Genomic DNA, 26,086 nt, shown 5'->3' with positions numbered 1-26,086 from the left:
TAACAACAAGAAAGGTACTACTAGATGAATGCGATTTCTCGCCTCGCTACTGTCATTTCTCTCGCCTCACTGCTTCCCCTGTCTGCATTCCCGCTGAGTGCGCTTGCCGCCGATTCCAAAGGTTCGGTGGAAGTCGTTCACTGGTGGACCTCTGGTGGTGAAAAGGCCGCGGTCGATGTCCTGAAGGCTCAAGTCGAAAAAGACGGCTTTACCTGGAAGGACGGCGCAGTCGCCGGTGGCGGCGGTTCCACTGCCATGACCGTACTCAAAAGCCGCGCCGTCGCGGGTAACCCGCCGGGCGTTGCCCAGATCAAAGGTCCGGACATCCAGGAGTGGGGCAGCACTGGCCTGCTCAGCACCGACACCCTCAAAGACGTTGCCAAGTCCGAAGGCTGGGATGGCCTGCTGTCGAAGAAAGTCTCCGACACCGTCAAGTACGAAGGTGACTACGTCGCTGTGCCGGTGAACATTCACCGCGTCAACTGGCTGTGGATCAACCCGGAAGTCTTCAAGAAAGCCGGGATCGAAAAAGCCCCGACCACCCTCGAAGAATTCTATGCCGCTGGCGACAAGCTCAAAGCCGCCGGCTTCATCGCGCTTGCCCACGGTGGCCAGCCTTGGCAGGACAGCACCGTGTTTGAAGACGTGGTGCTCTCGGTCATGGGCGCCGACGGTTACAAGAAAGCCCTGGTAGACCTGGATCAGAAAACCCTCTCGGGCGCCGAGATGACCAAGTCGTTCACCGAGCTGAAAAAACTCACCGGCTACATGGACCCGAACCGCGCCGGTCGTGACTGGAACATCGCTGCTGCCGACGTCATCAACGGCAAGGCCGGCATGCAGATGATGGGCGACTGGGCGAAGAGCGAATGGACCGCTGCCAATAAAGTAGCCGGCAAGGACTATCAGTGCGTGCCATTCCCGGGCACCGAAAAAGCCTTCACCTACAACATCGACTCGATGGCTGTGTTCAAGCTCAAGGCCGATCGCAAAGGCGACATCGCCGCTCAACAAGACCTGGCCAAGGTCGCGCTGGGTAAAGACTTCCAGAAAGTCTTCAGCATCAACAAAGGCTCGATCCCGGTGCGCACCGACATGCTTAACGACATGAGCGCGCTGGGCTTCGATTCTTGCGCTCAAGCGTCCGCCAAGGATTTCCTGGCTGACGAGAAGACGGGCGGCCTGCAACCGAGCATGGCGCACAACATGGCCACGTCCCTGGCTGTGCAGGGCGCGATCTTCGATGTGGTCACCAACTTCATGAACGACAAGAACGCTGACCCGGCCAAGGCCAGCGCGCAACTGGCATCGGCTGTCAAAGCTGCCCAGTAATCCCTGACGCCGCGTGACCCCTGTGTGGGAGCGGGCTTGCTCGCGAATGCGGTCTGACATTCAACACGAATGTCGACTGATACACCGCCTTCGCGAGCAAGCCCGCTCCCACAAGGGATCGCCGTGCCGATTTCATTCCTCTTCACCTGGATTATCCCGATGAGCTCTGTGGCGGTTTTCAGCAAAGCCTCACCGTTCGACGCATTGCAGCGCTGGCTTCCCAAGCTGGTTTTGGCGCCAAGCATGCTGATCGTCCTGGTTGGTTTTTACGGTTACATCATCTGGACATTCGTTCTGTCCTTCACCAATTCGAGCTTCATGCCGAGCTACAAATGGGTCGGCCTGCAGCAATACATCCGCCTGATGGACAACGATCGCTGGTGGGTCGCGAGCAAGAACCTCGCGGTGTTCGGCGGCATGTTCATCGGCATCAGCCTGGTGCTGGGGGTGTTCCTCGCGGTGCTGCTGGATCAGCGCATTCGCAAGGAAGGCTTCATCCGCACCGTTTACCTGTACCCGATGGCGCTCTCGATGATCGTCACCGGTACCGCGTGGAAATGGCTGCTCAACCCAGGCCTGGGCCTGGACAAGATGCTGCGTGACTGGGGCTGGGAAGGCTTTCGTCTCGACTGGCTGGTGGATCAGGATCGCGTGGTGTATTGCCTGGTGATCGCCGCCGTTTGGCAAGCCTCCGGGTTTGTGATGGCGATGTTCCTGGCCGGCCTGCGGGGTGTCGATCAATCGATCATCCGAGCTGCGCAAGTCGACGGAGCGAGCCTGCCGACCATCTACCTGAAGATCGTATTGCCGAGCCTGCGCCCGGTGTTCTTCAGCGCCTTCATGATCCTCGCGCACATCGCGATCAAGAGCTTCGACCTGGTGGCGGCAATGACCGCGGGTGGCCCGGGCTACTCGTCCGACCTGCCCGCGATGTTCATGTATTCCTTCACCTTCAGCCGTGGCCAGATGGGCATTGGTTCGGCGAGCGCCATGATGATGCTCGGCGCGATCCTGGCGATTCTGGTGCCGTACCTGTACTCCGAATTGCGAGGCAAACGCCATGAGTAATCAACTCGGAAAACCGGCGATCAGCTTCAGCCGCATCGCGATCTACGCAACTCTGTTGCTGGCCGCGGCGATCTATCTGGTCCCGCTGGTGGTGATGCTGCTGACCAGTTTCAAATCCCCGGAAGACATCCGCACCGGCAACCTGCTGAGCTGGCCGCAAGTGATTGACGGCATCGGCTGGATCAAGGCCTGGGACAGTGTCGGCAGCTACTTCTGGAACTCGGTGAAAATCACTGTGCCGGCGGTTCTGATCTCCACGTTCATCGGTGCCATGAACGGTTATGTGCTGTCGATGTGGCGCTTCCGCGGTTCGCAACTGTTTTTCGGCCTGTTGTTGTTCGGCTGCTTCCTGCCGTTCCAGACCGTGCTGCTGCCAGCCTCGTTCACCCTCGGCAAGATCGGCCTGGCCAACACCACCACCGGCCTGGTGCTGGTGCATGTGGTTTACGGCCTGGCGTTCACCACGCTGTTCTTCCGCAACTACTACGTGAGCATTCCGGATGCGCTGGTCAAGGCGGCGCGGCTGGATGGCGCGGGCTTCTTCACGATTTTCTGGAAGATCCTGCTGCCGATGTCGATCCCGATCGTGATGGTCTGCCTGATCTGGCAGTTCACCCAGATCTGGAATGACTTCCTGTTCGGCGTGGTCTTCGCCAGTGGCGATGCACAGCCGATTACCGTGGCCCTGAACAACCTGGTCAACACCAGCACTGGGGCCAAGGAATACAACGTTGATATGGCTGCCGCGATGATCGCTGGGCTGCCGACACTGCTGGTCTACATATTCGCTGGCAAGTATTTCCTGCGTGGGCTGACGTCCGGCGCGGTCAAGGGGTAGAACATGGCAACTCTCGAATTACGCAACGTCAACAAGACCTACGGTGCCGGTTTGCCGGACACCCTGAAAAACATCGAACTGAAGATCAATGACGGTGAGTTCCTGATCCTCGTCGGTCCATCGGGCTGTGGTAAGTCCACGCTGATGAACTGCATCGCCGGTCTGGAAAACATCAGCGGCGGCGCGATCCTGGTGGACGACGCCGACATCAGCGGCATGAGCCCCAAAGATCGTGACATCGCCATGGTGTTCCAGTCCTACGCGCTGTACCCGACGATGAGCGTGCGCGACAACATCGCGTTCGGCCTGAAGATTCGCAAAATGCCCGCCGCCGAAATCGACGAAGAAGTCGCTCGTGTGGCCAAGCTGTTGCAGATCGAACATTTGCTCGCCCGCAAACCCGGCCAGCTCTCTGGTGGTCAGCAACAGCGCGTGGCAATGGGCCGGGCGCTGGCGCGGCGGCCGAAGATTTACCTGTTCGACGAACCGCTGTCCAACCTCGACGCCAAGCTGCGCGTCGAGATGCGCACCGAAATGAAACTGATGCACCAGCGCCTGAAAACCACCACGGTCTACGTGACCCACGACCAGATCGAAGCCATGACCCTGGGCGACAAAGTGGCGGTGATGAAGGACGGGATCATCCAGCAGTTCGGCACGCCCAAAGACATCTACAACAACCCGGCCAACCTGTTCGTGGCGAGCTTCATCGGTTCGCCGCCGATGAACTTCATCCCCCTGCGCTTGCAGCGCAAGGAAGGTCGTCTGGTGGCGCTGCTCGACAGCGGTCAGGCGCGCTGCGAATTGCCGCTGGGCATGCAGGACGCCGGTCTCGAAGACCGCGAAGTGATCCTCGGCATGCGCCCGGAGCAGATCGTTTTGGCCGGCAGTGAGCCCAATGGTTTGCCGACCATTCGTGCCGAAGTCCAGGTCACCGAGCCAACCGGTCCCGACACCCTGGTGTTCGTCAATCTCAACGACACCAAAGTCTGCTGCCGTCTGGCGCCGGACGTTGCACCGGCCGTGGGCGAGACCCTGACCCTGCAATTCGATCCATCGAAAGTGCTGTTGTTCGATGCCAAGACCGGTGAACGCCTGGGGGTGGCCGGCCTGCCAAAAACCGAAGCTCACAGCGCCAACGTCGCCCAGTTCAAAGGCAGATAAAGATCAAAAAATGTGGGAGTGAGCCTGCTCGCGATGACGGACTGACATTCAGCATCGATGTCGACTGATACACCGCTATCGCGAGCAGGCTCGCTCCCACAGGGGGGAAATCCATGGCGGGTGGTCTGTAGTCCGTCGTAACCGATGTCACCGCGTTAGATAAAAACAGTTAATAACAATAAAACGAGGATGTAGGGATGAAGAAGAACAACAACGCTCAGCTTATCTGCCAGTTGTCAGCCGTTGCGGCAATGATGTTGGCCGGCAGCGTACATGCGGCTGACGCGTTCAGCGCCGATTCCGAATGGATGACCGGTGATTGGGGTGGCGAGCGGACCAGGCTGATCGAGCAGGGTATCGACATCAAGATGGACTACGTCGGTGAAGTGGGCGCCAACCTCCACGGCGGCTACAACGACGACAAGACGGCGCGTTACGCCGACCAGTTTGGTCTGGGCGTGGCGCTGGACCTGCAAAAACTGTGGGGCTGGGATAACACCCAGGCCAAGATCCAGCTCACCAACCGTAACGGTGAGAACATTTCCAATGACCGCGTCGGCGACCCGCGTGCCGGCACCTTGAGTTCGTCCCAGGAAGTCTACGGCCGCGGCCATATGGTCCGCCTGACCCAACTGTGGATCAAACACCAGTTCCTCGACGGCAAACTGGACGTCAAGGCCGGTTACTTCGGCGAAGGCGAAGACTTCAACACCTTCCCGTGCGAGTTCCAGAACCTGGCGTTCTGCGGTTCCCAGGCGGGTAACTGGGCAACCAACATCTGGTACAACTGGCCGGTCATGCAGGCTGCAGTCCGCGTGAAGTACAACATTTCGCCTGAGTTCTATGCGCAGATCGGCGCGTACAACCAGAACCCGTCGCAACTGGAGCATGGTAACGGCTTCAAGCTGAGCGGCAGTGGTACCAAGGGCACCGTCTTGCCGGTCGAACTGGTCTGGTTGCCGAACCCTGGCAACCTGCCGGGCGAATACCGTGTCGGTTACTACAAAAGCACGGCCAACGCCGATGACGTCCGCAAGGATGCCGACGGCAATGATGCAGCCACCAGCGGTAACGCCTATCGCAGCCACGATAGCAAACACGGCTACTGGTTCGTGGCGCAGCAACAACTCACCAGCCACAACGGTGACGCGTCCCGCGGTCTGAACATCGCAGCCAACGCCACTTTCCACGACAAGGACACCAACTTCGTCGACAACTATCAGTCGCTGATGTTTGTGTACAAAGGCCCGTTCGATGCACGTCCGAAAGATGACATGGGTATCGGTTTCGCCCGTATCCATGTCAACGATGACGTGAAGAAAAACGCCGAGCTGGTCAACGCCGCCAATGGCGTCACCGACTACCAAGATCCGCTGTTCTCGCCGCTGCGTAGCACCGAGTACAACTACGAGATCAACTACGGCTTCCACGTTACCAACTGGCTGACCGTGCGTCCTAACCTGCAATACATCACTCACCCGGGTGGTGTTGATGAAGTCGACAACGCGCTGGTCGCCGGCCTGAAAATTCAGTCGGTGTTCTAACGCTGTTGCGATAAGCTCCTCTCTATGTGCGCATTTTTGCGGACAGCCATGGCTGTCCGCTTTTTTTTGGGGCTGATCCGCCAGGCGGCTGGCGAAAGCATCGTGGCGAGGGAGCTTGCTCCCGCTCGGCTGCGAAGCAGTCGTAAACGCGGCGAATGCGGTTTGCCTGAAGCACCGCAGTGAATGGTTTTAGGGCAGCTTCGCAGCCCAGCGGGAGCAAGCTCCCTCGCCACAGAGACATTCACTGGCTACAAAAGCGCTGTTGTTTTCAGAGATGGTGAGTACACCCATGATTTTCAGGACCGTGGCACATGCATGAGCATCCGCTACAACGCTTCTTCAAATCCTTGCGCGAATGTCCGGTGTTTGCGTGGGAGCGCTATCAGAAGCGCGACGTGCTGGTGATCGACCATCCGCTGTGTCAGGCGGTGTTCAGTCGCCAGGGTGCGCAGTTGCTGCACTTCCAGCCAAAGGGCCAGAAACCCTGGCTCTGGTGCGCGGCGAAGTGGCCGCAGGTCGGTGCGATTCGTGGTGGCGTTCCGGTGTGCTGGCCGTGGTATGGCCGTCATCCGAGCGAAAACGCCTGGCCTTCCCATGGCTGGGCACGGCTGATCGACTGGAAGCTGCTGGACAGCAGCACTGATGACGACGGCGTGCGCTTGCACTGGCAACTTCAGTTGTGCGACTGGCAAGTAGACCTGCACGCGCATTTGGGCGAACGCATGGATTTGCGCCTGAGCACCGAGCATCAGGACAGCCTGCCGTGCCAATTGAGTCAGGCGTTGCATGCGTATTGGCGTATTGGCGATGTCGGCGAGGTAGCGCTGTCTGGCCTGGACGGGGCCCAGGGTTACGACCAGTTGAATCGGCAGATTTGTCATCAGGAAGGCGAATTGCGGGTAGAGGGTGGCTGTCAGCGGGTGTTCCAGCATGACGGTGAATTACAGCTCAAGGACCACGCCTGGCAGCGCGAGTTGTGCATCGATACGGGAGACAGGGCGGACACGGTGGTCTGGCATCCGGGCTCGCGACCGTTGCTGGGCGTGAGCTGGAATGAGATTTCCGAGTTTGTGTGCGTTGAAGCGGCGAGTGGCGGGACCGATAGCTTGAGCCTGGCACCGGGGGAGAGGGCGCATTTGAGTTTGCAGGCGCGGGTTGGGGCGTGATGATCGTTCCCACGCTCTGCGTGGGAATGCAGCCCGTGACGCTCCGCGTCACTGGACGCGGAGCGTCCCTAGAGGCATTCCCACGCAGAGCGTGGGAACGATCAGTGAGCTAGTTGAATTCATCCCCAATCGGATACCGACTGGCATTCAGGCTTTCCTTGATCTTGCGCAAATGCGGCTGGAAATCCACGCCTCGGCGCAAGGTCATGCCGGTGGCGAGCACATCCAGCACGGTCAGCTGAATGATCCGCGACGTCATCGGCATATAGATGTCGGTGTCTTCCGGCAGCGGAATGTTCAGGCTCAACGTGCTGGCCTTGGCCAGTGGCGAACCCTCGGCCGTCAGGCCCAATACCGAAGCACCGTTTTCCCGGGCAATACGCGCCACTTCCACCAGTTCGCGGGTGCGGCCGGTGTAGGAAATGATCACGAACAACTCGCCGGTGTGCGCCACCGACGCAATCATGCGCTGCATCAGCACGTCTGCGTGGGCGGTGACCGCCAGGTTGAAGCGGAAGAACTTGTGCTGCGCATCCAGCGCCACCGGGGCCGAGGCGCCGAGGCCGAAGAAGTGGATCTGCCGGGCCTGGATCAACAGGTCGACGGCGCGGCTGATCAGGTTCGGGTCAAGCGCCTGCAACGCACTGTCCAGCGAGGCGATGGCGCTGCCGAAAATCTTTTTGGTATAGGCCTCGGGATTGTCGTCGGCCTCCACCGCACGGCTGACATACGCGGCACCACTGGCCAGGCTCTGGGCCAATTGCAGCTTGAGTTCCGGGTAGCCGCTGACGCCAAACGAACGGCAGAAACGGTTGACCGTCGGCTCGCTGACCTTTGAGGCCTGGGCGAGGGCGGCGATGCTGAACCGGGTGGCCTGCTCTGGGTTGAGCAGGATGACTTCGGCGACTTTGCGTTCTGCCTTGTTCAGGTCTTCAAGGCGATTCTGGATCTGTTCCAGTAAATTTCGCACGCGGTCCATATATGTTCCTTAGCTCCGCAAACATGAGAGCAATGCAAATAAGGGCCCCGGCTATGCAAATTGGGACTTTGATCGGGCCCGTAACGGTGGCTTATCCTACTGATGGCTCCGACCGACCACCACTCGGAATCTGTATTTTGCGAAAATGTTGTGGTTATTACTACATTTTCCCTTGAGTGATGCCTTGAAAAAAGGTATTTGTAGCTTAACTTGATAAAAGAACAAACATCATGCCTTCGATTACGGTTGAACCGTGCACCTTTGCCTTGTTCGGCGCCCTCGGCGATCTGGCCTTGCGCAAGCTGTTTCCTGCCCTTTATCAGCTCGATGGCGCAGGCCTCTTGCACGAGGACACGCGAATTATCGCGCTGGCCCGTGAGCCGGGCAGCGAGCAGCAGCATTTGGCGTTCATCGCCTCCGAACTGCGCCGCTACGTCGGCGCCAAAGAGCTCGACGAGGCCGTGGTCGAACGCTTCCTGGCCCGCCTGAGTTACTTGCACGTCGACTTCCTCAAGGCTGACGATTATGTCGCCCTGGCCGAGATGGCTGGCAGCGCCCAGCGGGTGATTGCCTACTTCGCCACACCGGCCGCCGTTTATGGCGCGATCTGCGAGAACCTGTCGAAGGTCGGCCTGACCGAAAACACCCGCGTGGTGCTGGAAAAACCCATCGGTTCGGACCTGGAATCCTCGCGCAAGGTCAACGACGCCGTGGCGCAGTTCTTCCCGGAGAACCGCACCTACCGCATCGACCACTACCTGGGCAAAGAAACCGTCCAGAACCTGATCGCCCTGCGTTTCGCCAACAGTCTGTTCGAAACCCAGTGGAACCAGAATTACATCTCCCACGTGGAAATCACCGTGGCGGAGAAGGTCGGGATCGAAGGTCGCTGGGGTTACTTCGACAAGGCCGGCCAGCTGCGGGACATGATCCAGAATCACCTGCTGCAACTGCTCTGCCTGATCGCCATGGACCCGCCGGCCGACCTGTCCGCCGACAGCATCCGCGACGAGAAAGTCAAAGTGCTCAAGGCGCTGGCGCCGATCAGCCCGGAAGGCCTGACCACTCAGGTCGTGCGCGGTCAGTACATCGCCGGTCACAGCGAAGGCAAATCGGTTCCCGGTTACCTGGAAGAGCCGAACTCCAATACCCAGAGCGACACCGAAACCTTCGTTGCGCTGCGTGCCGATATCCGCAACTGGCGTTGGGCCGGCGTGCCGTTTTACCTGCGTACCGGCAAGCGCATGCCGCAGAAGCTGTCGCAGATCGTCATCCACTTCAAGGAACCGTCGCACTACATTTTTGCCCCCGAGCAGCGCCTGCAAATCAGCAACAAGCTGATTATCCGCCTGCAACCGGACGAAGGCATTTCCTTGCGCGTGATGACCAAAGAACAAGGCCTGGACAAGGGCATGCAGCTGCGCAGCGGTCCGTTGCAGCTGAATTTTTCCGACACTTATCGTAGCGCACGGATTCCCGATGCCTACGAGCGGTTGTTGCTGGAAGTGATGCGCGGCAATCAGAACCTGTTTGTCCGTAAAGATGAAATCGAAGCCGCGTGGAAGTGGTGCGACCAGTTGATCGCCGGGTGGAAAAAATCCGGTGATGCGCCCAAGCCGTACGCGGCCGGGTCCTGGGGACCGATGAGCTCCATTGCTCTGATCACGCGGGATGGGAGGTCGTGGTATGGCGATATCTGAATTGAAACTGCCTCAGGGCGTCAGCGCGCATAAGTTCAAAAGCCCGGTGTTGCTGGCCGAAGGCCTGGCGCTGAATGTGGCCAAGCAACTGAGTGACGCGATTGACGCGCGCGGCACCGCGACCCTGGTGGTTTCCGGTGGACGCAGTCCGGTGGCGTTTTTCCAGCACTTGGCCAAGCAGACGCTGGACTGGTCCAAGGTTGTCGTCACCCTGGCCGACGAGCGCTGGGTACCGGTTGAACACGCCGACAGCAATGCCGGTCTGCTCAAGCGTTATCTGTTGCAAGGCCCGGCGGCCAAGGCTCAGTTCCTGAGTCTGTACAGCGCCACGGCCAACCTTGAACAGGCGGCCGAGCAGGCGGATCGTTTGCTCGCGGAATTGCCGCCGATCGACGTGCTGATACTCGGCATGGGCGACGACGGTCACACCGCCTCGCTGTTCCCGAACAGCCCGAACCTGGCCGACGCCTTGAAAGCCGACGGCACACGTCGTTGCTACCCGATGCTGGCGCCGACCGTGCCGCATCAGCGCTTGACCATGAGCCGTGCGCTGCTGGCGTCGGCCAAGCACACCGTTCTATCGATTTCCGGTCAGTCCAAGCTGACCACCCTGAGTGCCGCATTGGCCGGTGACGATGTCGCCGCCATGCCGATTCGCGCGTTTCTGCAACCTACGTTAGAGATTTACTGGTGCCCATGAGCCAAGGAACAGCCGCTATGACAACCCCATCCCCGACCGTTTCCATGGCGGACAAAGTTGCCCTGATCGACAGTCTTTGCGCCAAGGCGCGGATCCTGCCGGTGATTACCATCGCTCGCGAGCAAGACATCCTGCCGCTGGCCGACGCCCTCGCGGCCGGTGGCCTGACAGCCCTGGAAGTGACCTTGCGCTCACAGTTCGGCCTCAAGGCTATCCAGATTCTGCGTGAGCAGCGTCCGGAACTGGTGACCGGTGCCGGCACTGTGCTCGATCGCAACATGCTGGCGGCTGCCGAAGCGGCCGGTTCGCAGTTCATCGTCACGCCGGGCATCACCCGTGACCTGCTCGAAGCCAGCGTCAACAGCCCGATTCCGCTGTTGCCGGGCATCAGCAACGCCTCCGGCATCATGGAAGGCTACGGCCTGGGTTATCGCCGCTTCAAGTTGTTCCCGGCGGAAGTCAGCGGCGGCGTCGCGGCTATCAAGGCCCTCGGCGGCCCGTTTGGCGAAGTGAAATTCTGCCCGACTGGCGGCGTCAGCCCGGCCAACATCAAGAGCTACATGGCGTTGAAAAACGTGATGTGCGTGGGCGGTAGCTGGATGCTTGATCCGGAGTGGATCAAGAACGGCGACTGGGCCCGCATTCAGGAATGCACCGCCGAGGCACTGGCGCTGCTGGACTGATCGGCTTTTACCAAACACTTCGTTGTGTGTTCTACGGCTTTACGGTGCGCTTGGTCGGTGCACCGTTTTTTTTTGCCCAATGAAAACCCTCTTGGCTGTCGACTCGCTCTTTGTAGCAGCTGTCGAGCCCCTTCGGCAGCTGCTACAGATCGACATCATGCGATACATAGTTACCGCACCTCGCTGCTCGGCCAGCGTTAACCTGCGTTCTTCTTATGGAAGAGAGAACGTCATGGAAGACAACACTCCGATTTCACCCGCACCCGCGGTTTACCTGCTTTCACCCGAACAGATCGCCGGTCCTTATTTCCGCAATGCGAAACTGATCAGACGAAACATCAGCGAAGGGATGGATGGCATTCCCTTGGTGCTGAGGCTGACGATCGTCGATGCCATGACCGGTCAACCGGTGACTGACGCGCTGGTGGATATCTGGCATTGCAACGCACGCGGGGCGTATTCGGGCTGGAGCAAGGTCAATCCAGACACGGAAATCGACGTCGACGACATAGGCTCGATCCCGCGAACCGACGACGACACTTACCTGCGAGGCGGGCAATTTACCGACAAGAACGGCATCGTGCGGTTTACCACGATCTATCCGGGGTTCTACGCCGGCCGAGCGCTGCACATCCACGTCGTGGTACGCATTATGGAAGGCAACAACTACCTGGAAGAGCGGCATGTTGCCTGGGTCGGTCAGCTCTACTTTCCCGAAGTCGCCTCGCGCTCGGTACTCAACGCCAAGGAGTACCGTGGTCGAGCCGTTTCGCCGCTGACCAACGATCAAGACTTTTTCTATGAAAACATGGGCGGCGAAGCGTCGACCTTGAACGTTCACACCCTGAGTCGAGACTCGAATATAGACGGCTACTTCGGGCACACGACCATCGGCATCGACACCTTCGCGGTGTCGACGCAGATCAAGCCCGAGGACTTCGACAAACACACCGTGTGACGTCAGCGCAGTTCGGTCAGCGCCCGGGCCAGCAAATCCATGTCTGCAGCCGTGGTGGTAAGCCCCGGGGTTATGCGAATGCACGGACCGCTCGCGGCACCACTGCGCGCCACGGTAAACAGGTTGTAGTCCTTGAGCAGCCGCTCGACCATTACCTGTTGATCGGCATGCCGGGTAAAGCGCATTGAAGTGATGCCGCAATACAGTCGCGGGTCGTCCGGGGTCATGACTTCGATCCCCGGCAACTCGCGCACAGCGCTCACCCATCGGTTGCGCAGGTAATTGAGCCGAGCGCCTTTGGCGGCGGAACCGCCCATGGCCTGATGCTCCTCGAACACCAGCGGCAGGGTCAGCAGCGCCGGGATGTTGGGCGTGCTGTACGGCGTGCGGGCGCGAATGTCGGTGACCGGGAAATGCATCTCGCCCATGTCCGGGTCGATGTCGGCCAGGCGTTCCGGGGCGATGTAAATGAAGCCCAGGGTCAGCGGCGCACCGATCCATTTGTGTAGGTTGAAACCGGCGAACGCGATGCCGAGATCGTCAAGATTGAACTGGAGCTGGCCGAGCGCATGGGCACCGTCAAGGATCACGTCGATGCCGTGTTCTTTGGCGGCGGCGGCAATGGCCTGCACCGGCATCACCAGCCCGGTACGGTGAGTGACGTGAGTCAGGGCCATCAGTTTGAGTCGCGGATAACGCATGAAAGCTTCGCGGTAAGTGGCCAGCAAACTGTCGAAACTGGCGGGGTGCGAGTGTTCGATTTCGATCACTTCGACACCGCGATGACGAGCCAGCCAGCGCATGGCCCCTTTGACCGTGTCGTATTCCAGATCGCCTATCAGCACCTGATCGCCCGGGCTCAGACGGTTGTAGTTGCGGATCAGCGATTGCAGACCGTCCGAAGCGTTGCGGGTGAGGGCGACGGTGTCGGCGGGTACGCCCACCAGATCGGCGAGCTGTGCTCGGATCTCAAGGCTTTCGCCCTGTTCGAAGCGTTGTCGCACATACACCGAGTTGCTGCGATTGATCAGTTCGATGTTGCGCTGGTATTCCTCGACCACCGTGCGCGACATGCGCCCGAAGTACCCGTTTTCGAGGTTGACCGGGCCGGGTTCAACCGCGTATCGGTCGGCAAAGGTTCGCCAGAAGGCTTCATCACGGGCGCGGCGAGTGTTATCGGGCATGGGCTACTCAATCAGGGGCCAGGTCTGGGTGTCGGGTCAATGGCGAGGGGCGGGTTTGCCATGTTTGGCGCGCAGCGGCTCGAGCAACTCCGACAGACCGTTATGATCGATTTCTTGCATCAAGGCCAGCAAACCGCCGAGTTCACCATGGGGGAAACCTTCGCGAGCGAACCAGTTCAGGTATTGGCCCGGGAGGTCGGCAATGATCCGGCCCTTGTATTTGCCGAAGGGCATTTCACGGGTAATCAACAGTTCGAGTTTTTCAGGATTCATCAAAAAGTCGTCTTGATTAAAACAGTCTGGAAAATACAGGCATTCTGCATGCAGGCCAAATGACAGATCATGCAAAAAAAGCGGATAACGATCTGGCATAAAAAGATAAGTGTTTGAAATATAAGTAATAAGTGATCAATTCAAAGCTGGCATGCAGGGTGCAACAGCTATTGCATCTCTCATCAACCCGCGAGGAACTGAAAATGACCGACATGAATAAAGAAGCCATATCTGTACTCAACGACCTGATTGAAACCTGCAAAGACGGTCAGGAAGGGTTCAAGACTTGCGCTGAAGACATCAAACACCCAGAGCTGAAAACCCTGTTCATGCAGCGTTCCGCCGACTGCGCCACTGCGGCTTCCGAACTGCAAGCCCAGGTACGTTCGCTAGGCGGCGATCCGGAAACGTCCACCAGCGTCAGTGGTGATATGCACCGTCGCTGGGTCGACGTGAAAGCGATGTTCACCGGCAAGGATGAAGAAGCCGTGCTGAACGAAGCCGAACGGGGTGAAGACCATGCACTGAAGGCTTACAAAGAAGCCATCGAAAAAATCAACAAATACAACCTGGTGGGCATTCGTGACCTGGTTGAACGTCAGTACCACGGCGTGCAACGCAATCACGATCAGGTAAAAGCCTTGCGTAACCAGGCGCGCGCACGCTCGTAAGCGATCGTTGCCTGTCAAAAACGCCAGCCAGTCTGGCGTTTTTTTTGTGTCCGGGAATTAGCACTGGACGCGTGTTAGTTAGCTAGCTAATAATTTGTTTATCAAGTGACTGAACCCGATCCCGACTATCGTTAAATCGCCTTTTTCCAAGAGTTCTTTACGTGCCTATCACCTTGCAGGCTCTGTTCGCGCCTGACCGCCGCGCCTTACAGTTCGCGATCAAAACCTTGATTGGCGGCGGCCTGGCGCTGTGGCTGGCATTACGCTGGGGTCTGGAGCAACCGGCCTGGGCATTGATGACAGCATTCATCGTCGCCCAGCCCTTGTCCGGGATGGTGGTGCAGAAGGGCCTGGCGCGGTTGTTGGGGACCCTGGTCGGGACGATCATGTCCGTGGTGTTCATGGGGTTGTTTGCCCAGACGCCTTGGCTGTTTTTGTTGGCCTTGGCGTTATGGCTGGGGCTGTGTACGGCCAGTTCGACCTTGCTGCGCAGCGCCTGGTCCTATTCGTTCGTGCTGGCCGGTTACACGGTGGCGATCATCGCGCTGCCGGCCATTACTCATCCGCTGACGGTGTTCGATCAAGCCGTGGCTCGCTGTACGGAAATCTGCCTGGGCATTCTTTGCGCCACCGCCGCCAGTGCGCTGCTCTGGCCGATGCGGGTCGAACGGCAACTGGCGGATCAGGCGCGGGCAGCGTGGCAAAGCGGTATGAACGCCGCGCGTGCAACCCTGGCCGGTGATGGTCAGGCGCGTAAAGGCCTGCTGGAAATCCTCGGCAGGATCGTCGCCGTCGACGCCCAGCGCGAGCATGCATGGTTTGAAGGAAGCCTGGGTCGCCAACGAGCGCGGGCGATCAGCGGCTTGAGCCAAAAACTGTTGATGCTGCTGCGTATCGCCCGTTCGGTGCGCCGTCAGTGGAAGCAATTGGAGCCTCAAGAGGCCGAGCAACTGTTGCCCTGGATGACCGAGGTTCAAGAGGCGCTCGACAGCGCGGATACCGCGACCCTGCAAGCGCTGCGTCCGAGGTTGCTCGACGCTTCCCACGACCCGCACATCAGTTCTGCGCAGAGTTACTGCCTGGCTCGTTTCACCTTGTTGCTCGATACCGCGATGGCGGCCAGCGCTGCGTTGAACGCCGTCGAGGAGGGCAAGGAAGCGGTCGATCCACCGAGAACCCTGGCACCGCACCGCGATCTGTCATTGGCGTTGATGTTCGGTGCCCGAAGTGCCTTGGCGTTTCTGGTGGTCTCGTGCTTCTGGTTGGCGACCGCCTGGCCCGCGGCCTCCGGCGCGCTGCTGTTGACGTGCGTGGTGTGTAGCCTGTTCGCCAGCCGCGAGAATGGCGCACAGATCGGCATGAGTTTTATGCGCGGGATCTTCCTGGCGATTCCGGCCGCGTTTATCGTCGGGCAGATTCTGTTGCCGCAATGGAGTGGTTTTGCCTTGCTGTGCATGGGCATGGGCGTGCCGTTGTTCCTCGGCGCGCTGGGCATGGCCAAACCGCAGATCGGTGCGACGGCCACCTCATTTTGTTTGCACTTCATCGTGCTGGTCTCACCGCTCAATGCGATGAACTACGATGTCGCGACGTTCTTCAACAGCGCTCAATCCATCGTGGTCGGCGTGGGTGCCGCCGTGCTGGCATTCCATCTGTTGATCCTGCGCGATCCGACATGGCATGGCCGGCGTTTGCTGGCGGCGACTCTTGCCGATCTGGTGCGCCTGACCCGGCGCAATCTGCGCGGTGCCGAAAGCTGGTTTGGCGGGCGCATGGCCGACCGTTTGCTGCAATTGGCGCGGCACTATCCCGAGCTGCCGGAACCGGCGCGCAGTCGCTGGGACGATGGCTTGCTCGGCCTGGACATCGGCGACGAATTGCTGCATTTGCGTTTGAGCCTGGCGGTGGCGCAGGCACCGGTCAGCGCGCCTCAGCGGCGTTATCTCGAACAGCTGGAAAAAATCCTCGAGCAAGGCCCGGCCGGCAGTCGCGCCGAAGCGTTGGCGCAACCGAGCGAAGAATTCTTGAAGACCTTGTACGCGTTGCCCCCCAGCGATGCGGTGAAACTGGCCCAAGGCGCGGTGCTGCAGTTGCAAAGCAGCTGGCGCGCCTGGTGCCGTCAACAGGAGCAAAGCCATGGGCTTGCGTGAGTGGTCGGTGGGTGGCGTGCTGCTCAGTCCGTTTCTGATTTATGTGCTGCTGGCGCTGCTCGTCACCGGAGCCTTGCGCATGCTCTTGCGCCTGACGCCGGTGGGCCGCTGGATCTGGCACGAAGCATTATTTGATTGCGCCTTGTACGTCTGTGTATTGACCTTGATCACTGTCGTCCTCGGACCTTTATAAGGAGTTGAAAATGCGCACACCGATACGTGTCGCGGTGACCTTGTGCCTGGTGGCGGCGGCGATTTTTGCCGGCTTCCATTTGTGGCAGTACTACATGCTCACGCCTTGGACCCGGGATGCGCGGATCCGCGCCGACGTGGTGGTGATCGCGCCGGATGTCTCGGGTTGGGTGCGTGAGCTCAAGGCTTTTGATAACCAGCAGGTCAAGGCCGGCGATTTGTTGCTGAGCATCGACCGCGATCGTTTCGAAGCGGCGCTGGAGAAAGCCCAGGCGGTGGTGCAGACCCGCCAGCAGCAACTCAATCTGCGCGAACACGAAGCCAGCCGCCGAGCGGCCCTCGGTCCGCAGGCGATCAGTGCAGAGCTGCGCGAGAACGCGCAAATCAATGCCGGCATTGCCCGTGGCGAACTGCGTGAAGCCCAGGCCGAAGCCAAGGTTGCGCAACTCAACCTCACGCGCAGTCAGGTCCATGCGCCCCGCAATGGCCACATCACCAACCTGCGCCTGGCTGAAGGTAACTACGTGAATGCCGGGCAATCGGTGATGGCGTTGATCGACGATTCGACGTTCTATGTGCAAGCGTATTTCGAGGAAACCAAACTGCCGCGGATTCGTGTGGGCGATCCGGTGAAGATCTGGTTGATGAGCGCGGGGGAGGGGTTGCAAGGGCATGTGGAAAGCATCAGTCGCGGGATTACCGATCGCAACACCACACCGGACGGGCAGTTGCTGGCCGAGGTCGAACCGACGTTTAACTGGGTCAGGCTGGCGCAGCGGATTCCGGTGCGGATCAAGATTGATAAGTTACCGGAAGGGATGAATCTGAGTTCGGGGATGACGGCGAGCGTGCAGGTGCAGGAGGGTAACCGCTGATCGTTCCCGCGCTCTGCGTGGGAATGCCTCAACGGACGCTCTGCGTTCGGCTGTTGATGGGACGCGGAGCGTCCCGGGCTGCATTCCCACGCGGAGCGTGGGAACGATCAACGATCAGGTCCCCCAATCAGCCAATGCTGATCGCCGGCAAGACAGGCAACGTCACGGTCTGCTGCTTGCGCGGCGCCAGAATCTCCGCCTCGCCATCCACTACCAACTCATCGCGCTGGTTAAACACGCGAGTGGCAATCCGCACACGAAACTTGGGCAACTTCTCGAGGATCTCCAGGCGCACGGTCAGCGTGTCGCCAATCTTCACCGGCTTCTGAAAGCTCATTTGCTGACCGATATAAATAGTCCCCGGCCCAGGCAACTCGCAGGCAACGGCAGCGCTGATCAGCGCGCCGCTGAACATCCCGTGAGCGATGCGCTCCTTGAACATGGTGCCAGCGGCGAATTCAGCGTCCAGGTGCACCGGGTTGTGATCGCCGGACATCGCGGCGAACAACTGAATGTCGCGCTCTTCGACCGTCTTGCTGTAGCTGGCGGTCTGGCCGACTTCAAGGGCCTCGTAAGGGGTGTTGGTAACCTGGGTCATCTGTTTCGATTCCTGTCACGAATAAATAAATTCAAAAAAAACTATTCCGATCTGGGTGGCCGGCGGTGGCTCAGCGCCTGGGCGATCCAGTTCAACACGTCATTGATCACTTCATCGCGATTGCTCTCGTTGAACAGTTCATGCCGTGCCTGCGGGTAAATAGTCAGTTGCAGGCTCTGGCTGCCGGCAGCGCGCAGCGCATGGGCCAGATCCTTCAGACGCTTGCCATCGCTGACCGGATCACATTCACCGCCGATGACCAGCAACGGCAGGCCCGGATCAATCTGAGCGAGATTGGACGCTTTGCTGATTTGCTGCAACCCACCGAGCAAATCGATCCACAGCTGATTGGTGCAGCGAAAGCCGCAGAGTGGGTCATTGGCGTACAGGTCGACCTCTGCCGGGTCGCGGCTGAGCCAGTCGAACCGCGTGCGCACCGGTTTGAATTTTTTGTTGAACGAACCGAACGACAACCATTCGATCAGCGCACTGCGACCCTTCGGGCCCTGACGCAAACGTTCCAACCGCGCAATCTGCCGCGCCGCGCGATAGAGCGCCACCGGTTGGAAGTTCGACCCGCTGAGAACGGCGCCGTGCAGGCTGGCGCTGTGGTGCAGCAGATAGGCCTGGGCGATGTAGCTGCCCATGCTGTGACCGAGCAGCACAATCGGCACCCCAGGGTGTTGTTGGCCGATGTGCTGGTTGAGGCTCGCCAGGTCGCCGACCACCTTGCACCAACCGTCATCGTCGGCGAAATGGCCGAGCGTCCCGTTTTCGGCAGTTTTGCCATGTCCACGCAAGTCCGGCGCATACACGCCGTATCCCTGCTCACAGAACTTTTCTGCCAGACGCGCATAGCGGCCGCTGTGTTCCGCCATGCCGTGGGCCAGCAGGATCACGGCTTTTAAAGGTGCGGCGGGCAGCCACTGGTTGACGAAGAGGCGGCTGCGGTCACTCGCGGTCAGCCAGAAAGTGTCGTGGATCATGGCGATTCCTTTGCTCAGGGTCGAAACAGTGTATAGCGCATCCCGTCGCTGGCGTCTGATCAGGCCACGCCACGGCAGCAAGATTCACACGATCAATGTCGACCGTGCGCATATTTGCCTGATTCGCCATAGCTGCTAGTGTCCGTGGAGTCCCGCTTTTTCGCTCCTTGTTTTTAAGAAGGGCAGAAAAGCGGCCCCGGATAGGTTCAGGTAAAGAGGACAAGAACAATGCAACCTGATTTCTGGAATGACAAACGCCCGGCCGGCGTGCCCCTGGACATCGATCAAGGGGCCTACAAGTCGGTGATCGAGGTGTTCGAGCGTTCCTGCAAGAAATTTGCTGACCGCCCGGCATTCAGCAACATGGGCGTAACCCTGACCTACGCCGAACTGGAACGCTACAGCGCAGCGTTCGCCGGTTACCTGCAAGCCCACACCGACCTGGTGCCGGGGGATCGCATTGCGGTGCAGATGCCCAATGTCCTGCATTACCCGATTGCCGTGTTCGGAGCCCTGCGAGCCGGGCTGATCGTGGTCAATACCAACCCGCTGTACACCGCGCGGGAGATGCGTCATCAGTTCAAGGACTCCGGTGCCCGGGCGCTGGTTTACCTGAACATGTTCGGGCAGAAAGTCCAGGAAGTGCTGCCCGACACCGACATCCAGTACCTGATCGAAGCGAAGATGGGCGACCTGATGCCCACCGCCAAGGGCTGGCTGGTCAATACACTGGTGAGCAAGGTCAAGAAGATGGTGCCGGCGTACTCCTTGCCGCAGGCCACTTCCTTCAAGAGCGCGCTGCACCTGGGCCGGGGCTTGGGTATCAAGCCACTGAAGATCGGGCTCGACGACATCGCCGTGCTGCAATACACCGGCGGCACTACCGGCCTGGCCAAGGGCGCGATGCTGACCCACGGCAACCTGGTGGCCAACATGCAGCAAGTGCGGGCGTGCCTGGAGCAGTTCGGCAATGACGGCCAGCCGTTGTTGCGCGAAGGGCAAGAGGTGATGGTCGCGCCGCTGCCGCTGTACCACATCTATGCCTTCACCGCGAATTGCATGTGCATGATGGTTTCGGGCAACCACAACGTGCTGATCACCAATCCGCGCGACATCAAGGGCTTCATCAAGGAGCTGAAGAACTGGCGATTCTCGGCTTTGCTGGGGCTCAACACCCTGTTCGTCGCGCTGATGGATCACCCGGATTTCAAGACCCTGGATTTCTCCAGCCTCAAACTCACCAACTCCGGCGGCACCGCATTGGTCAAGGCCACGGCCGAGCGCTGGGAACAGCTCACCGGTTGCCGCATCACCGAAGGTTACGGCCTGACCGAAACCTCGCCGGTGGCTTGCACCAACCCGTACGGCGACAAGTCGCGCCTCGGCACGGTCGGCCTGCCAGTGCCGGGCACCACGCTGAAAGTCATCAACGATGAAGGCGTCGAGCAGGCGCTGGGCGAGCGCGGCGAACTGTGCATCAAGGGCCCGCAGATCATGAAGGGCTACTGGCAGAAACCCGAAGCCACCGCCGAAGTGCTGGATGCCGAGGGCTGGTTCAAGTCCGGCGACATCGCGGTAATCGACCCGGACGGTTTTGTGCGCATCGTCGATCGCAAGAAAGACATGATCATCGTCTCGGGTTTCAACGTGTACCCGAATGAGATCGAAGACGTGGTGATGGCTCACCCGAAAGTCGCCAACTGTGCGGTGATCGGGGTGCCGGACGAGCGCTCGGGGGAGGCGGTGAAACTGTTTGTGGTAGCCCGTGAAACGGGGGTCAGCCTTGAAGAGCTGAAGGCTTACTGCAAGGAAAACTTCACGGCGTACAAAGTGCCCAAGCACATCGTCTTGCGTGAGTCGTTACCGATGACGCCGGTGGGCAAGATCTTGCGGCGGGAGTTGCGTGATATCGCCTGAGTGGTGAATGGCCGCGCTTTGCGCGGATCGCGGGCAAGCCACGCTCCCACAAGGTTCTCGGTGATCCTGTGGGAGCGGGCTTGCCCGCGATGCTTTTAGAGGGCGAAAAGCCCGGTTTACAAGGCTTTCAAGGCTGTATAGGATTTTTGCTCTAAAATGACCGCCTGCTATTCTTGAGTCATTAAAGTGACTGTAGAGGCGGTTTTTGGCTCTAGTCGGCCCTTGGCAAAGCTGCTACTCTCGGCGCGCTTTTGTGACTTCTCGGCCTATATAAAAGCCAGATTCACCAATAAAAAACACACACCAATAATAATCGCATCAAATGCGGTGATGAATTCGCGTTGCTGAGGAGTGGGCTTCCATGATCGAAGACTTTTGGAAGGATAAGTACCCTGCCGGGATTGCTGCCGAGATCAATCCAGACGAGTATCCGAATATTCAGGCGGTGTTGAAGCAGTCCTGCCAACGCTTTGCCAACAAACCGGCGTTCAGCAACCTGGGCAAGACAATCACCTACGGTGAACTGTACGAATTGTCCGGTGCCTTTGCCGCTTACCTGCAACAGCATACCGACTTGCAGCCGGGCGATCGAATCGCCGTGCAGCTGCCCAACGTGTTGCAGTACCCGGTCGCCGTCTTCGGTGCCATCCGCGCCGGGCTGATCGTGGTCAACACCAACCCGCTGTACACCGCGCGGGAAATGGAACACCAATTCAACGACTCCGGTGCCAAAGCCCTGGTCTGCCTGGCCAACATGGCGCACCTGGCCCAGCTCGTCGTGCCGAAAACCGGCGTCAAGCACGTGATCGTCACCGAAGTGGCCGACCTGCTGCCGCCGCTCAAGCGCCTGCTGGTCAACAGTGTCATCAAATACGTGAAGAAGATGGTCCCGGCGTATCACTTGCCCAAGGCCATCAAGTTCAACGACGTATTGAGCAAGGGCCACGGCCAGCCAGTCGCCGAAGCCAACCCGGCCAGCAGCGACGTTGCCGTGCTGCAATACACCGGCGGCACCACTGGCGTGGCCAAGGGCGCGATGCTGACCCATCGCAACCTGGTGGCGAACATGCTGCAGTGCAAGGCGCTGATGGGTTCCAACCTCCATGAAGGTTGCGAGATCCTGATCACGCCGCTGCCGCTGTACCACATCTATGCCTTCACCTTTCATTGCATGGCGATGATGCTGATCGGCAACCACAACATCCTGATCAGCAACCCGCGCGATTTGACGGCGATGGTCAAGGAACTGTCGAAGTGGAAGTTCAGCGGTTTCGTCGGGCTCAATACGCTGTTTGTCGCGTTGTGCAACAACGAAGCCTTCCGCAAGCTGGATTTCTCTGCACTGAAAGTCACCCTGTCCGGTGGCATGGCCTTGCAACTGGCCGCCGCCGAGCGCTGGAAAGCGGTCACCGGTTGCGCCATCTGCGAAGGTTACGGCATGACCGAAACCAGCCCGGTGGCCACCGTCAACCCAATCCAGAACATCCAGATCGGCACCATCGGCATTCCGGTGCCCTCGACCCTGTGCAAAGTCATCGACGATGCCGGCGTTGAACAGCCGTTAGGCGAAATCGGCGAGTTGTGTGTGAAAGGTCCGCAAGTGATGAAGGGTTACTGGCAGCGTCAGGACGCCACCGATGAAATCCTCGACAGCGAAGGCTGGTTGAAGACCGGTGATATCGCGCTGATCCAGCCTGACGGTTACATGCGCATCGTCGATCGCAAGAAAGACATGATTCTGGTCTCCGGTTTCAACGTGTACCCGAACGAACTGGAAGACGTGCTGGCGACCCTGCCGGGGGTGCTGCAATGCGCAGCCATCGGCGTGCCGGACGAGAAGTCGGGCGAGGCGATCAAGATCTTCATCGTCGCCAAACCGGGTGTGACGCTGACCAAGGAACAGGTGATGGAGCACATGCGCGCCAACGTCACCGGCTACAAAGTGCCGAAAGCCGTGGAATTCCGCGATGCGCTGCCGACCACCAACGTCGGCAAGATCCTGCGCCGCGAGTTGCGCGACGAAGAGCTGAAGAAGCTCGGCGTCAAGAAGGTCAGCGCGTAACCAACAAAAGCCCCGCAGATGCGGGGCTTTTTGTTGGCTCTCTTGTGGCGAGGGAGATGTGTGAAGTTACAGGCGGAACGGCGCGAAATTGACGTTGGTACCCGCAGGGCGCATGTCCTGGAGGTACGAGTCCTTGTCGGCGCTCAGTTCCAGGCTCAGGGCCGCTTTGCGTTTACCTTCGTTGCGCACCACCAGGCCTTCGAGCTTCTCGCGCAGGAATACCGTCGGCACTTTCAGGTGCAGCAGTTCGTCGGTTTCCGGGGTGTGCATCAGCAGGTGAACCCACTCGTACTGACCAACGGCGAGGCGCGCGACCGGAATATCGAACCACCAGATGTTGCGGTTGCGGTTCAATTCGGTGAAATGGCAGTTGTTGACGCCAAGCACAGCACCGCCAAGTTCCTGGTTTCTGCGGGCAATGGCCTGCTTTTTATCGAGTTTCATAACATTCCTACGGGATTGGATCTTCAGCGCCATGGCCTGAATACGTTGCGCATTCTCGGGGGTTGGCCGGCAAACATAAAGCCCAACCTGCATTGAACGATGAAATGTCGCCGTGAAAATAAATGAAACTCCGCGCAAACGCTTCCGGTCAATCCTTGTGTAACGACTTTTCCGTTGAATTGTTCAGAGGAGAAACACCATGAGCAGCACTGGCGATAAAGTAAAAGGCATGGCCAACGAAGCCGCCGGCAACGTCAAGCAAGGCGTCGGCAAGGCCACCGGTAACGAAAAAATGCGCTCTGAAGGCGTCGCTCAGGAAAGGAAAGGCGAAGCCCAGCAAGCGGTCGGCAAAGCCAAGGATGCTCTTAAAAAAGGCATCGACAAGGCCTGATCAGGCCTTTGATGAGCAACAGAAACGGCCATCCGCGGATGGCCGTTTTTGTGTCGGCCTGAACTTGCACAAGGAAATTGTTTCAAACTCGCCAAGTACGCTACTTTGATGTAGAAAACGGCCCCTGAGTCGCCACGACTTCAACCAAATTTGCGGCGAAAGGAGACGCTAATGTTTTTCCCACACATGAAAGGCCAGCGCCTGCACCGTGTCATGGTGCGCACGATCACCGAATTCGTCGACGACGAGATGTCCACCTATGCCTCGGCATTGGCCTATCAGATGCTGTTCTCGCTGTTCCCCTTCATTCTGTTCCTGATCGCCTTGATCGGTTTCCTGCACCTGCCTGATTTTTTCTCCTGGCTGCGCCTGCAATCGGAACTGGTCCTGCCGCCCCAGGCGCTGGAGCAAGTGAACCCGGTCATCGACCAGCTCCAGCAATCCAAGGGTGGCTTGCTGTCGGTCGGTATCGTGATCGCCCTGTGGACTGCGTCCGCCGGTGTGCGGCTGATGATGAGCGCGATGAACGCCGCCTACGACGTGGTCGAAGGGCGGCCGGCGTGGAAGCGTTTCCCGCTGTCGATCATCTACACCATCGGCATCGCCGGCATGCTCTTGATCGCTGCTGCGCTGATGGTGCTCGGGCCGCAGGTGATGGGCTGGATCGCCGCGCAAGTCGGCCTCGAAGATTTCATCGTGACCCTCTGGACCATCGTGCGCTGGCCGGTGGTCGTGATTCTGATGATGATGGCGGTGGCGCTGATCTACTACGTCATGCCCGACGTCAAACAGGAGTTTCGCTTTATCACCCCGGGCTCGGTGCTGGCGGTGGTGGTGTGGATCCTTGCATCGGTAGGCTTCGGTCTGTACGTCAAAACATTCGCCGACTACAACGCCATGTATGGCAGTATCGGCGCGATCATCGTGCTGTTGCTGTACTTCTATATTTCCGCCGCGGTGCTGTTGCTCGGCGCGGAGATGAATGCCGTGATCGAACACATGTCGACCGAGGGCAAGGATGATGGCGAAAAATTCCCCGGCGAGCACAGCCACGAACCCAAACAACATGTGTCGGGACTGGGTCGGGACCACTCGATCAAGCCGACCAATGACGAAGTCATCAAATGATCCGTGAAATCCTCAAAATGGGCGATGAACGCCTGCTGCGCATTGCCCCGCCGGTGCCTGCCGAAATGTTCGACAGCCCGCAGCTGTGGCAATTGATCGACGACATGTTCCAGACCATGGAAAGCGTCGGGGGCGTTGGCCTGGCTGCGCCGCAGATCGGCGTCGACCTGCAACTGGTGGTCTTCGGTTTCGAGCACAGCGACCGCTACCCGGACGCCGAAGCGGTGCCGCAGACAATCCTGATCAACCCGCTGATCACGCCGTTGAGCCCGACGCTGGAAGAGGGTTTTGAAGGTTGCCTGTCGGTGCCCGGCCTGCGCGGCGCGGTAGATCGCTATCAGCACATTCGATACGAAGGTTTCGACCCCAAAGGGCAGCCAATTGTGCGCATCGCTTCAGGTTTCCACGCGCGGGTGGTGCAGCATGAATGCGATCACCTGATCGGCCGGTTATACCCCTCGCGAATTACCGACTTCAGCAAGTTCGGGTTTACCGAAGTGATGTTCCCGGATCTCGATCCGAACGCAGACGATTGATTCGAAAATACCTCAAGTCGAACTCTCCAACGGATTCAGGCCCATGGCGATCATCGGTTTGCTGCGTGCGTAACGGCTCAAGCGTTCGACCATGGAGTAGGGCAGCGGCGGATCGAAGGTAAAGCCGCGACGTTCATAAAACCCGCGCAAGTCCGGATGACAAAACAGCCACACAGGGCCTTCAAGCTCCTTGAGCGCCTCGGCGATCAACGCCGCAGCGATGCCCTGTTCACGACAAGCCGGATCGACGAACAAACCCGTCAGCCAGTGCCCGTCCGCCACCGGTCGCAAACACAGTGCGCCGATGATCTCCTCGCGCCTGGCCACCCAGAGTCGAGCGTCGCGGACGGCTTTCATCGACGATTGGTGAGCGCGATAAAACTTGTTCATCAAGGGCCACAAAGGCTCGGCGAGCAAGGTGTACTGGGTGTTGGGCATGGTCTTCGACTGTCGGTGCGCAAAGCGGGCGATTATAAAAGAACGTGCGCGCAGCGATAGGTGTATACCTGATCTCACATCCCGTATGAGTGGAGTAAGTATCATGGCC

The 26,086-nt window shown here is 59.2% G+C and carries 26 protein-coding genes; 19 read left to right on the top strand and 7 right to left on the bottom strand.

Annotation, left to right across the window (positions count from 1 at the left end; all coding sequences use genetic code 11):
* The first annotated feature begins 24 nt into the window (after positions 1 to 24).
* The 6 genes from BLW70_RS27490 (at position 25) to BLW70_RS27465 (ending at position 7,112) form a co-directional block, all read left to right on the top strand.
* On the top strand, positions 25 to 1,332 hold the full coding sequence (locus tag BLW70_RS27490; RefSeq protein ID WP_074879388.1) for an ABC transporter substrate-binding protein: 1,308 nt from the start codon (positions 25 to 27) through the stop codon (positions 1,330 to 1,332).
* Between the two features lie 159 nt (positions 1,333 to 1,491).
* Positions 1,492 to 2,400 carry a carbohydrate ABC transporter permease gene (locus BLW70_RS27485; protein WP_007902369.1) on the top strand — a complete coding sequence of 303 codons (909 nt, stop codon included), beginning with the start codon at positions 1,492 to 1,494 and terminating at the stop codon, positions 2,398 to 2,400.
* Positions 2,393 to 3,238, top strand: coding sequence for a carbohydrate ABC transporter permease (locus BLW70_RS27480; protein WP_030131859.1), 846 nt, complete (start codon positions 2,393 to 2,395; stop codon positions 3,236 to 3,238). Before BLW70_RS27485 ends, BLW70_RS27480 begins: the two co-directional genes overlap by 8 nt.
* A 3-nt stretch (positions 3,239 to 3,241) precedes the next feature.
* Positions 3,242 to 4,402, top strand: a complete 1,161-nt coding sequence (locus BLW70_RS27475; protein ID WP_074879386.1) for an ABC transporter ATP-binding protein — start codon at positions 3,242 to 3,244, stop codon at positions 4,400 to 4,402.
* A gap of 197 nt (positions 4,403 to 4,599) precedes the next feature.
* Positions 4,600 to 5,946, top strand: a complete 1,347-nt coding sequence (locus tag BLW70_RS27470) for a carbohydrate porin (protein ID WP_074879383.1) — start codon at positions 4,600 to 4,602, stop codon at positions 5,944 to 5,946.
* A 311-nt stretch (positions 5,947 to 6,257) separates the two neighbouring features.
* A complete protein-coding gene (locus BLW70_RS27465; protein WP_074879380.1) occupies positions 6,258 to 7,112 on the top strand; it encodes a D-hexose-6-phosphate mutarotase in 855 nt (284 codons plus the stop codon).
* A gap of 109 nt (positions 7,113 to 7,221) precedes the next feature.
* On the opposite strand, the gene BLW70_RS27460 is transcribed toward BLW70_RS27465, so the two are convergent.
* Positions 7,222 to 8,082, bottom strand: a complete 861-nt coding sequence (locus BLW70_RS27460; protein ID WP_173667542.1) for a MurR/RpiR family transcriptional regulator — start codon at positions 8,080 to 8,082, stop codon at positions 7,222 to 7,224.
* 239 nt (positions 8,083 to 8,321) lie between these two features.
* Here BLW70_RS27460 and zwf point away from each other — a divergent pair, with 239 nt between their 5' ends.
* The 4 genes from zwf to BLW70_RS27440 all read left to right on the top strand — a co-directional run bounded on the left by zwf (position 8,322) and on the right by BLW70_RS27440 (position 12,132).
* Complete coding sequence (zwf, locus tag BLW70_RS27455) at positions 8,322 to 9,791, top strand: glucose-6-phosphate dehydrogenase (protein WP_074879375.1); 1,470 nt, start codon at positions 8,322 to 8,324, stop codon at positions 9,789 to 9,791.
* Positions 9,778 to 10,491: a 6-phosphogluconolactonase gene (pgl, locus tag BLW70_RS27450; protein ID WP_074879372.1), complete on the top strand. Its 714-nt coding sequence runs from the start codon at positions 9,778 to 9,780 to the stop codon at positions 10,489 to 10,491. The genes zwf and pgl overlap by 14 nt, the downstream gene beginning before the upstream one ends.
* A gap of 17 nt (positions 10,492 to 10,508) precedes the next feature.
* Positions 10,509 to 11,174, top strand: a complete 666-nt coding sequence (locus BLW70_RS27445) for a bifunctional 4-hydroxy-2-oxoglutarate aldolase/2-dehydro-3-deoxy-phosphogluconate aldolase (protein WP_008151112.1) — start codon at positions 10,509 to 10,511, stop codon at positions 11,172 to 11,174.
* Positions 11,175 to 11,406: 232 nt separating this feature from the next.
* On the top strand, positions 11,407 to 12,132 hold the full coding sequence (locus tag BLW70_RS27440) for an intradiol ring-cleavage dioxygenase (RefSeq protein WP_074879369.1): 726 nt from the start codon (positions 11,407 to 11,409) through the stop codon (positions 12,130 to 12,132).
* Between the two features lie 2 nt (positions 12,133 to 12,134).
* Here the strand turns inward: BLW70_RS27440 and BLW70_RS27435 are convergent, their stop codons facing one another.
* Together BLW70_RS27435 and BLW70_RS27430 are read right to left on the bottom strand one after the other, a co-directional pair.
* On the bottom strand, positions 12,135 to 13,316 hold the full coding sequence (locus BLW70_RS27435) for an aminotransferase class V-fold PLP-dependent enzyme (protein ID WP_074879367.1): 1,182 nt from the start codon (positions 13,314 to 13,316) through the stop codon (positions 12,135 to 12,137).
* Positions 13,317 to 13,352: 36 nt separating this feature from the next.
* Positions 13,353 to 13,589: a DUF3820 family protein gene (locus tag BLW70_RS27430; RefSeq protein WP_007949456.1), complete on the bottom strand. Its 237-nt coding sequence runs from the start codon at positions 13,587 to 13,589 to the stop codon at positions 13,353 to 13,355.
* Positions 13,590 to 13,792: 203 nt separating this feature from the next.
* On the opposite strand from BLW70_RS27430, the gene BLW70_RS27425 reads away from it, so the two are divergent.
* From BLW70_RS27425 to BLW70_RS27410, 4 genes are all read left to right on the top strand, one after another.
* On the top strand, positions 13,793 to 14,260 hold the full coding sequence (locus BLW70_RS27425; RefSeq protein WP_074879365.1) for a ferritin-like domain-containing protein: 468 nt from the start codon (positions 13,793 to 13,795) through the stop codon (positions 14,258 to 14,260).
* Between the two features lie 161 nt (positions 14,261 to 14,421).
* Positions 14,422 to 16,410, top strand: coding sequence for an FUSC family protein (locus BLW70_RS27420; protein WP_074879362.1), 1,989 nt, complete (start codon positions 14,422 to 14,424; stop codon positions 16,408 to 16,410).
* Positions 16,397 to 16,603, top strand: coding sequence for a DUF1656 domain-containing protein (locus BLW70_RS27415; protein ID WP_008151119.1), 207 nt, complete (start codon positions 16,397 to 16,399; stop codon positions 16,601 to 16,603). Before BLW70_RS27420 ends, BLW70_RS27415 begins: the two co-directional genes overlap by 14 nt.
* A 10-nt stretch (positions 16,604 to 16,613) precedes the next feature.
* On the top strand, positions 16,614 to 17,477 hold the full coding sequence (locus BLW70_RS27410; RefSeq protein WP_074879359.1) for an efflux RND transporter periplasmic adaptor subunit: 864 nt from the start codon (positions 16,614 to 16,616) through the stop codon (positions 17,475 to 17,477).
* Between the two features lie 127 nt (positions 17,478 to 17,604).
* On the opposite strand, the gene BLW70_RS27405 is transcribed toward BLW70_RS27410, so the two are convergent.
* Complete coding sequence (locus BLW70_RS27405; RefSeq protein ID WP_054044906.1) at positions 17,605 to 18,075, bottom strand: MaoC family dehydratase; 471 nt, start codon at positions 18,073 to 18,075, stop codon at positions 17,605 to 17,607.
* A 41-nt stretch (positions 18,076 to 18,116) separates the two neighbouring features.
* Positions 18,117 to 19,061, bottom strand: a complete 945-nt coding sequence (locus BLW70_RS27400; protein WP_074879356.1) for an alpha/beta hydrolase — start codon at positions 19,059 to 19,061, stop codon at positions 18,117 to 18,119.
* A 228-nt stretch (positions 19,062 to 19,289) separates the two neighbouring features.
* On the opposite strand from BLW70_RS27400, the gene fadD2 reads away from it, so the two are divergent.
* Both fadD2 and fadD1 read left to right on the top strand, forming a co-directional pair.
* A complete protein-coding gene (gene fadD2, locus BLW70_RS27395; RefSeq protein WP_074879352.1) occupies positions 19,290 to 20,978 on the top strand; it encodes a long-chain-fatty-acid--CoA ligase FadD2 in 1,689 nt (562 codons plus the stop codon).
* A gap of 361 nt (positions 20,979 to 21,339) precedes the next feature.
* Positions 21,340 to 23,040, top strand: a complete 1,701-nt coding sequence (gene fadD1 / locus BLW70_RS27390; RefSeq protein WP_074879350.1) for a long-chain-fatty-acid--CoA ligase FadD1 — start codon at positions 21,340 to 21,342, stop codon at positions 23,038 to 23,040.
* Positions 23,041 to 23,106: 66 nt separating this feature from the next.
* Here the strand turns inward: fadD1 and BLW70_RS27385 are convergent, their stop codons facing one another.
* Positions 23,107 to 23,484: a hypothetical protein gene (locus BLW70_RS27385; RefSeq protein ID WP_074879347.1), complete on the bottom strand. Its 378-nt coding sequence runs from the start codon at positions 23,482 to 23,484 to the stop codon at positions 23,107 to 23,109.
* A 199-nt stretch (positions 23,485 to 23,683) separates the two neighbouring features.
* On the opposite strand from BLW70_RS27385, the gene BLW70_RS27380 reads away from it, so the two are divergent.
* From BLW70_RS27380 to def, 3 genes are all read left to right on the top strand, one after another.
* Positions 23,684 to 23,875 (top strand): CsbD family protein, encoded by a 192-nt coding sequence (locus BLW70_RS27380; RefSeq protein ID WP_074879345.1) that lies wholly within the window; start codon positions 23,684 to 23,686, stop codon positions 23,873 to 23,875.
* Between the two features lie 171 nt (positions 23,876 to 24,046).
* Positions 24,047 to 25,003 (top strand): YihY/virulence factor BrkB family protein, encoded by a 957-nt coding sequence (locus tag BLW70_RS27375; protein ID WP_074879344.1) that lies wholly within the window; start codon positions 24,047 to 24,049, stop codon positions 25,001 to 25,003.
* Positions 25,000 to 25,539, top strand: a complete 540-nt coding sequence (gene def / locus BLW70_RS27370) for a peptide deformylase (protein ID WP_074879341.1) — start codon at positions 25,000 to 25,002, stop codon at positions 25,537 to 25,539. Before BLW70_RS27375 ends, def begins: the two co-directional genes overlap by 4 nt.
* 12 nt (positions 25,540 to 25,551) lie before the next feature.
* Here def and BLW70_RS27365 read toward each other — a convergent pair whose 3' ends face one another.
* Positions 25,552 to 25,977 carry a GNAT family N-acetyltransferase gene (locus BLW70_RS27365; protein ID WP_074879340.1) on the bottom strand — a complete coding sequence of 142 codons (426 nt, stop codon included), beginning with the start codon at positions 25,975 to 25,977 and terminating at the stop codon, positions 25,552 to 25,554.
* Between the last annotated feature and the right edge of the window lie 109 nt (positions 25,978 to 26,086).

The sequence above is a fragment of the Pseudomonas frederiksbergensis genome (genome assembly GCF_900105495.1).
Taxonomy (GTDB): domain Bacteria; phylum Pseudomonadota; class Gammaproteobacteria; order Pseudomonadales; family Pseudomonadaceae; genus Aquipseudomonas; species Aquipseudomonas frederiksbergensis.
Note: the sequence above shows the minus strand (reverse complement) of the source record. Positions and strands in the feature narration are given on the sequence as shown.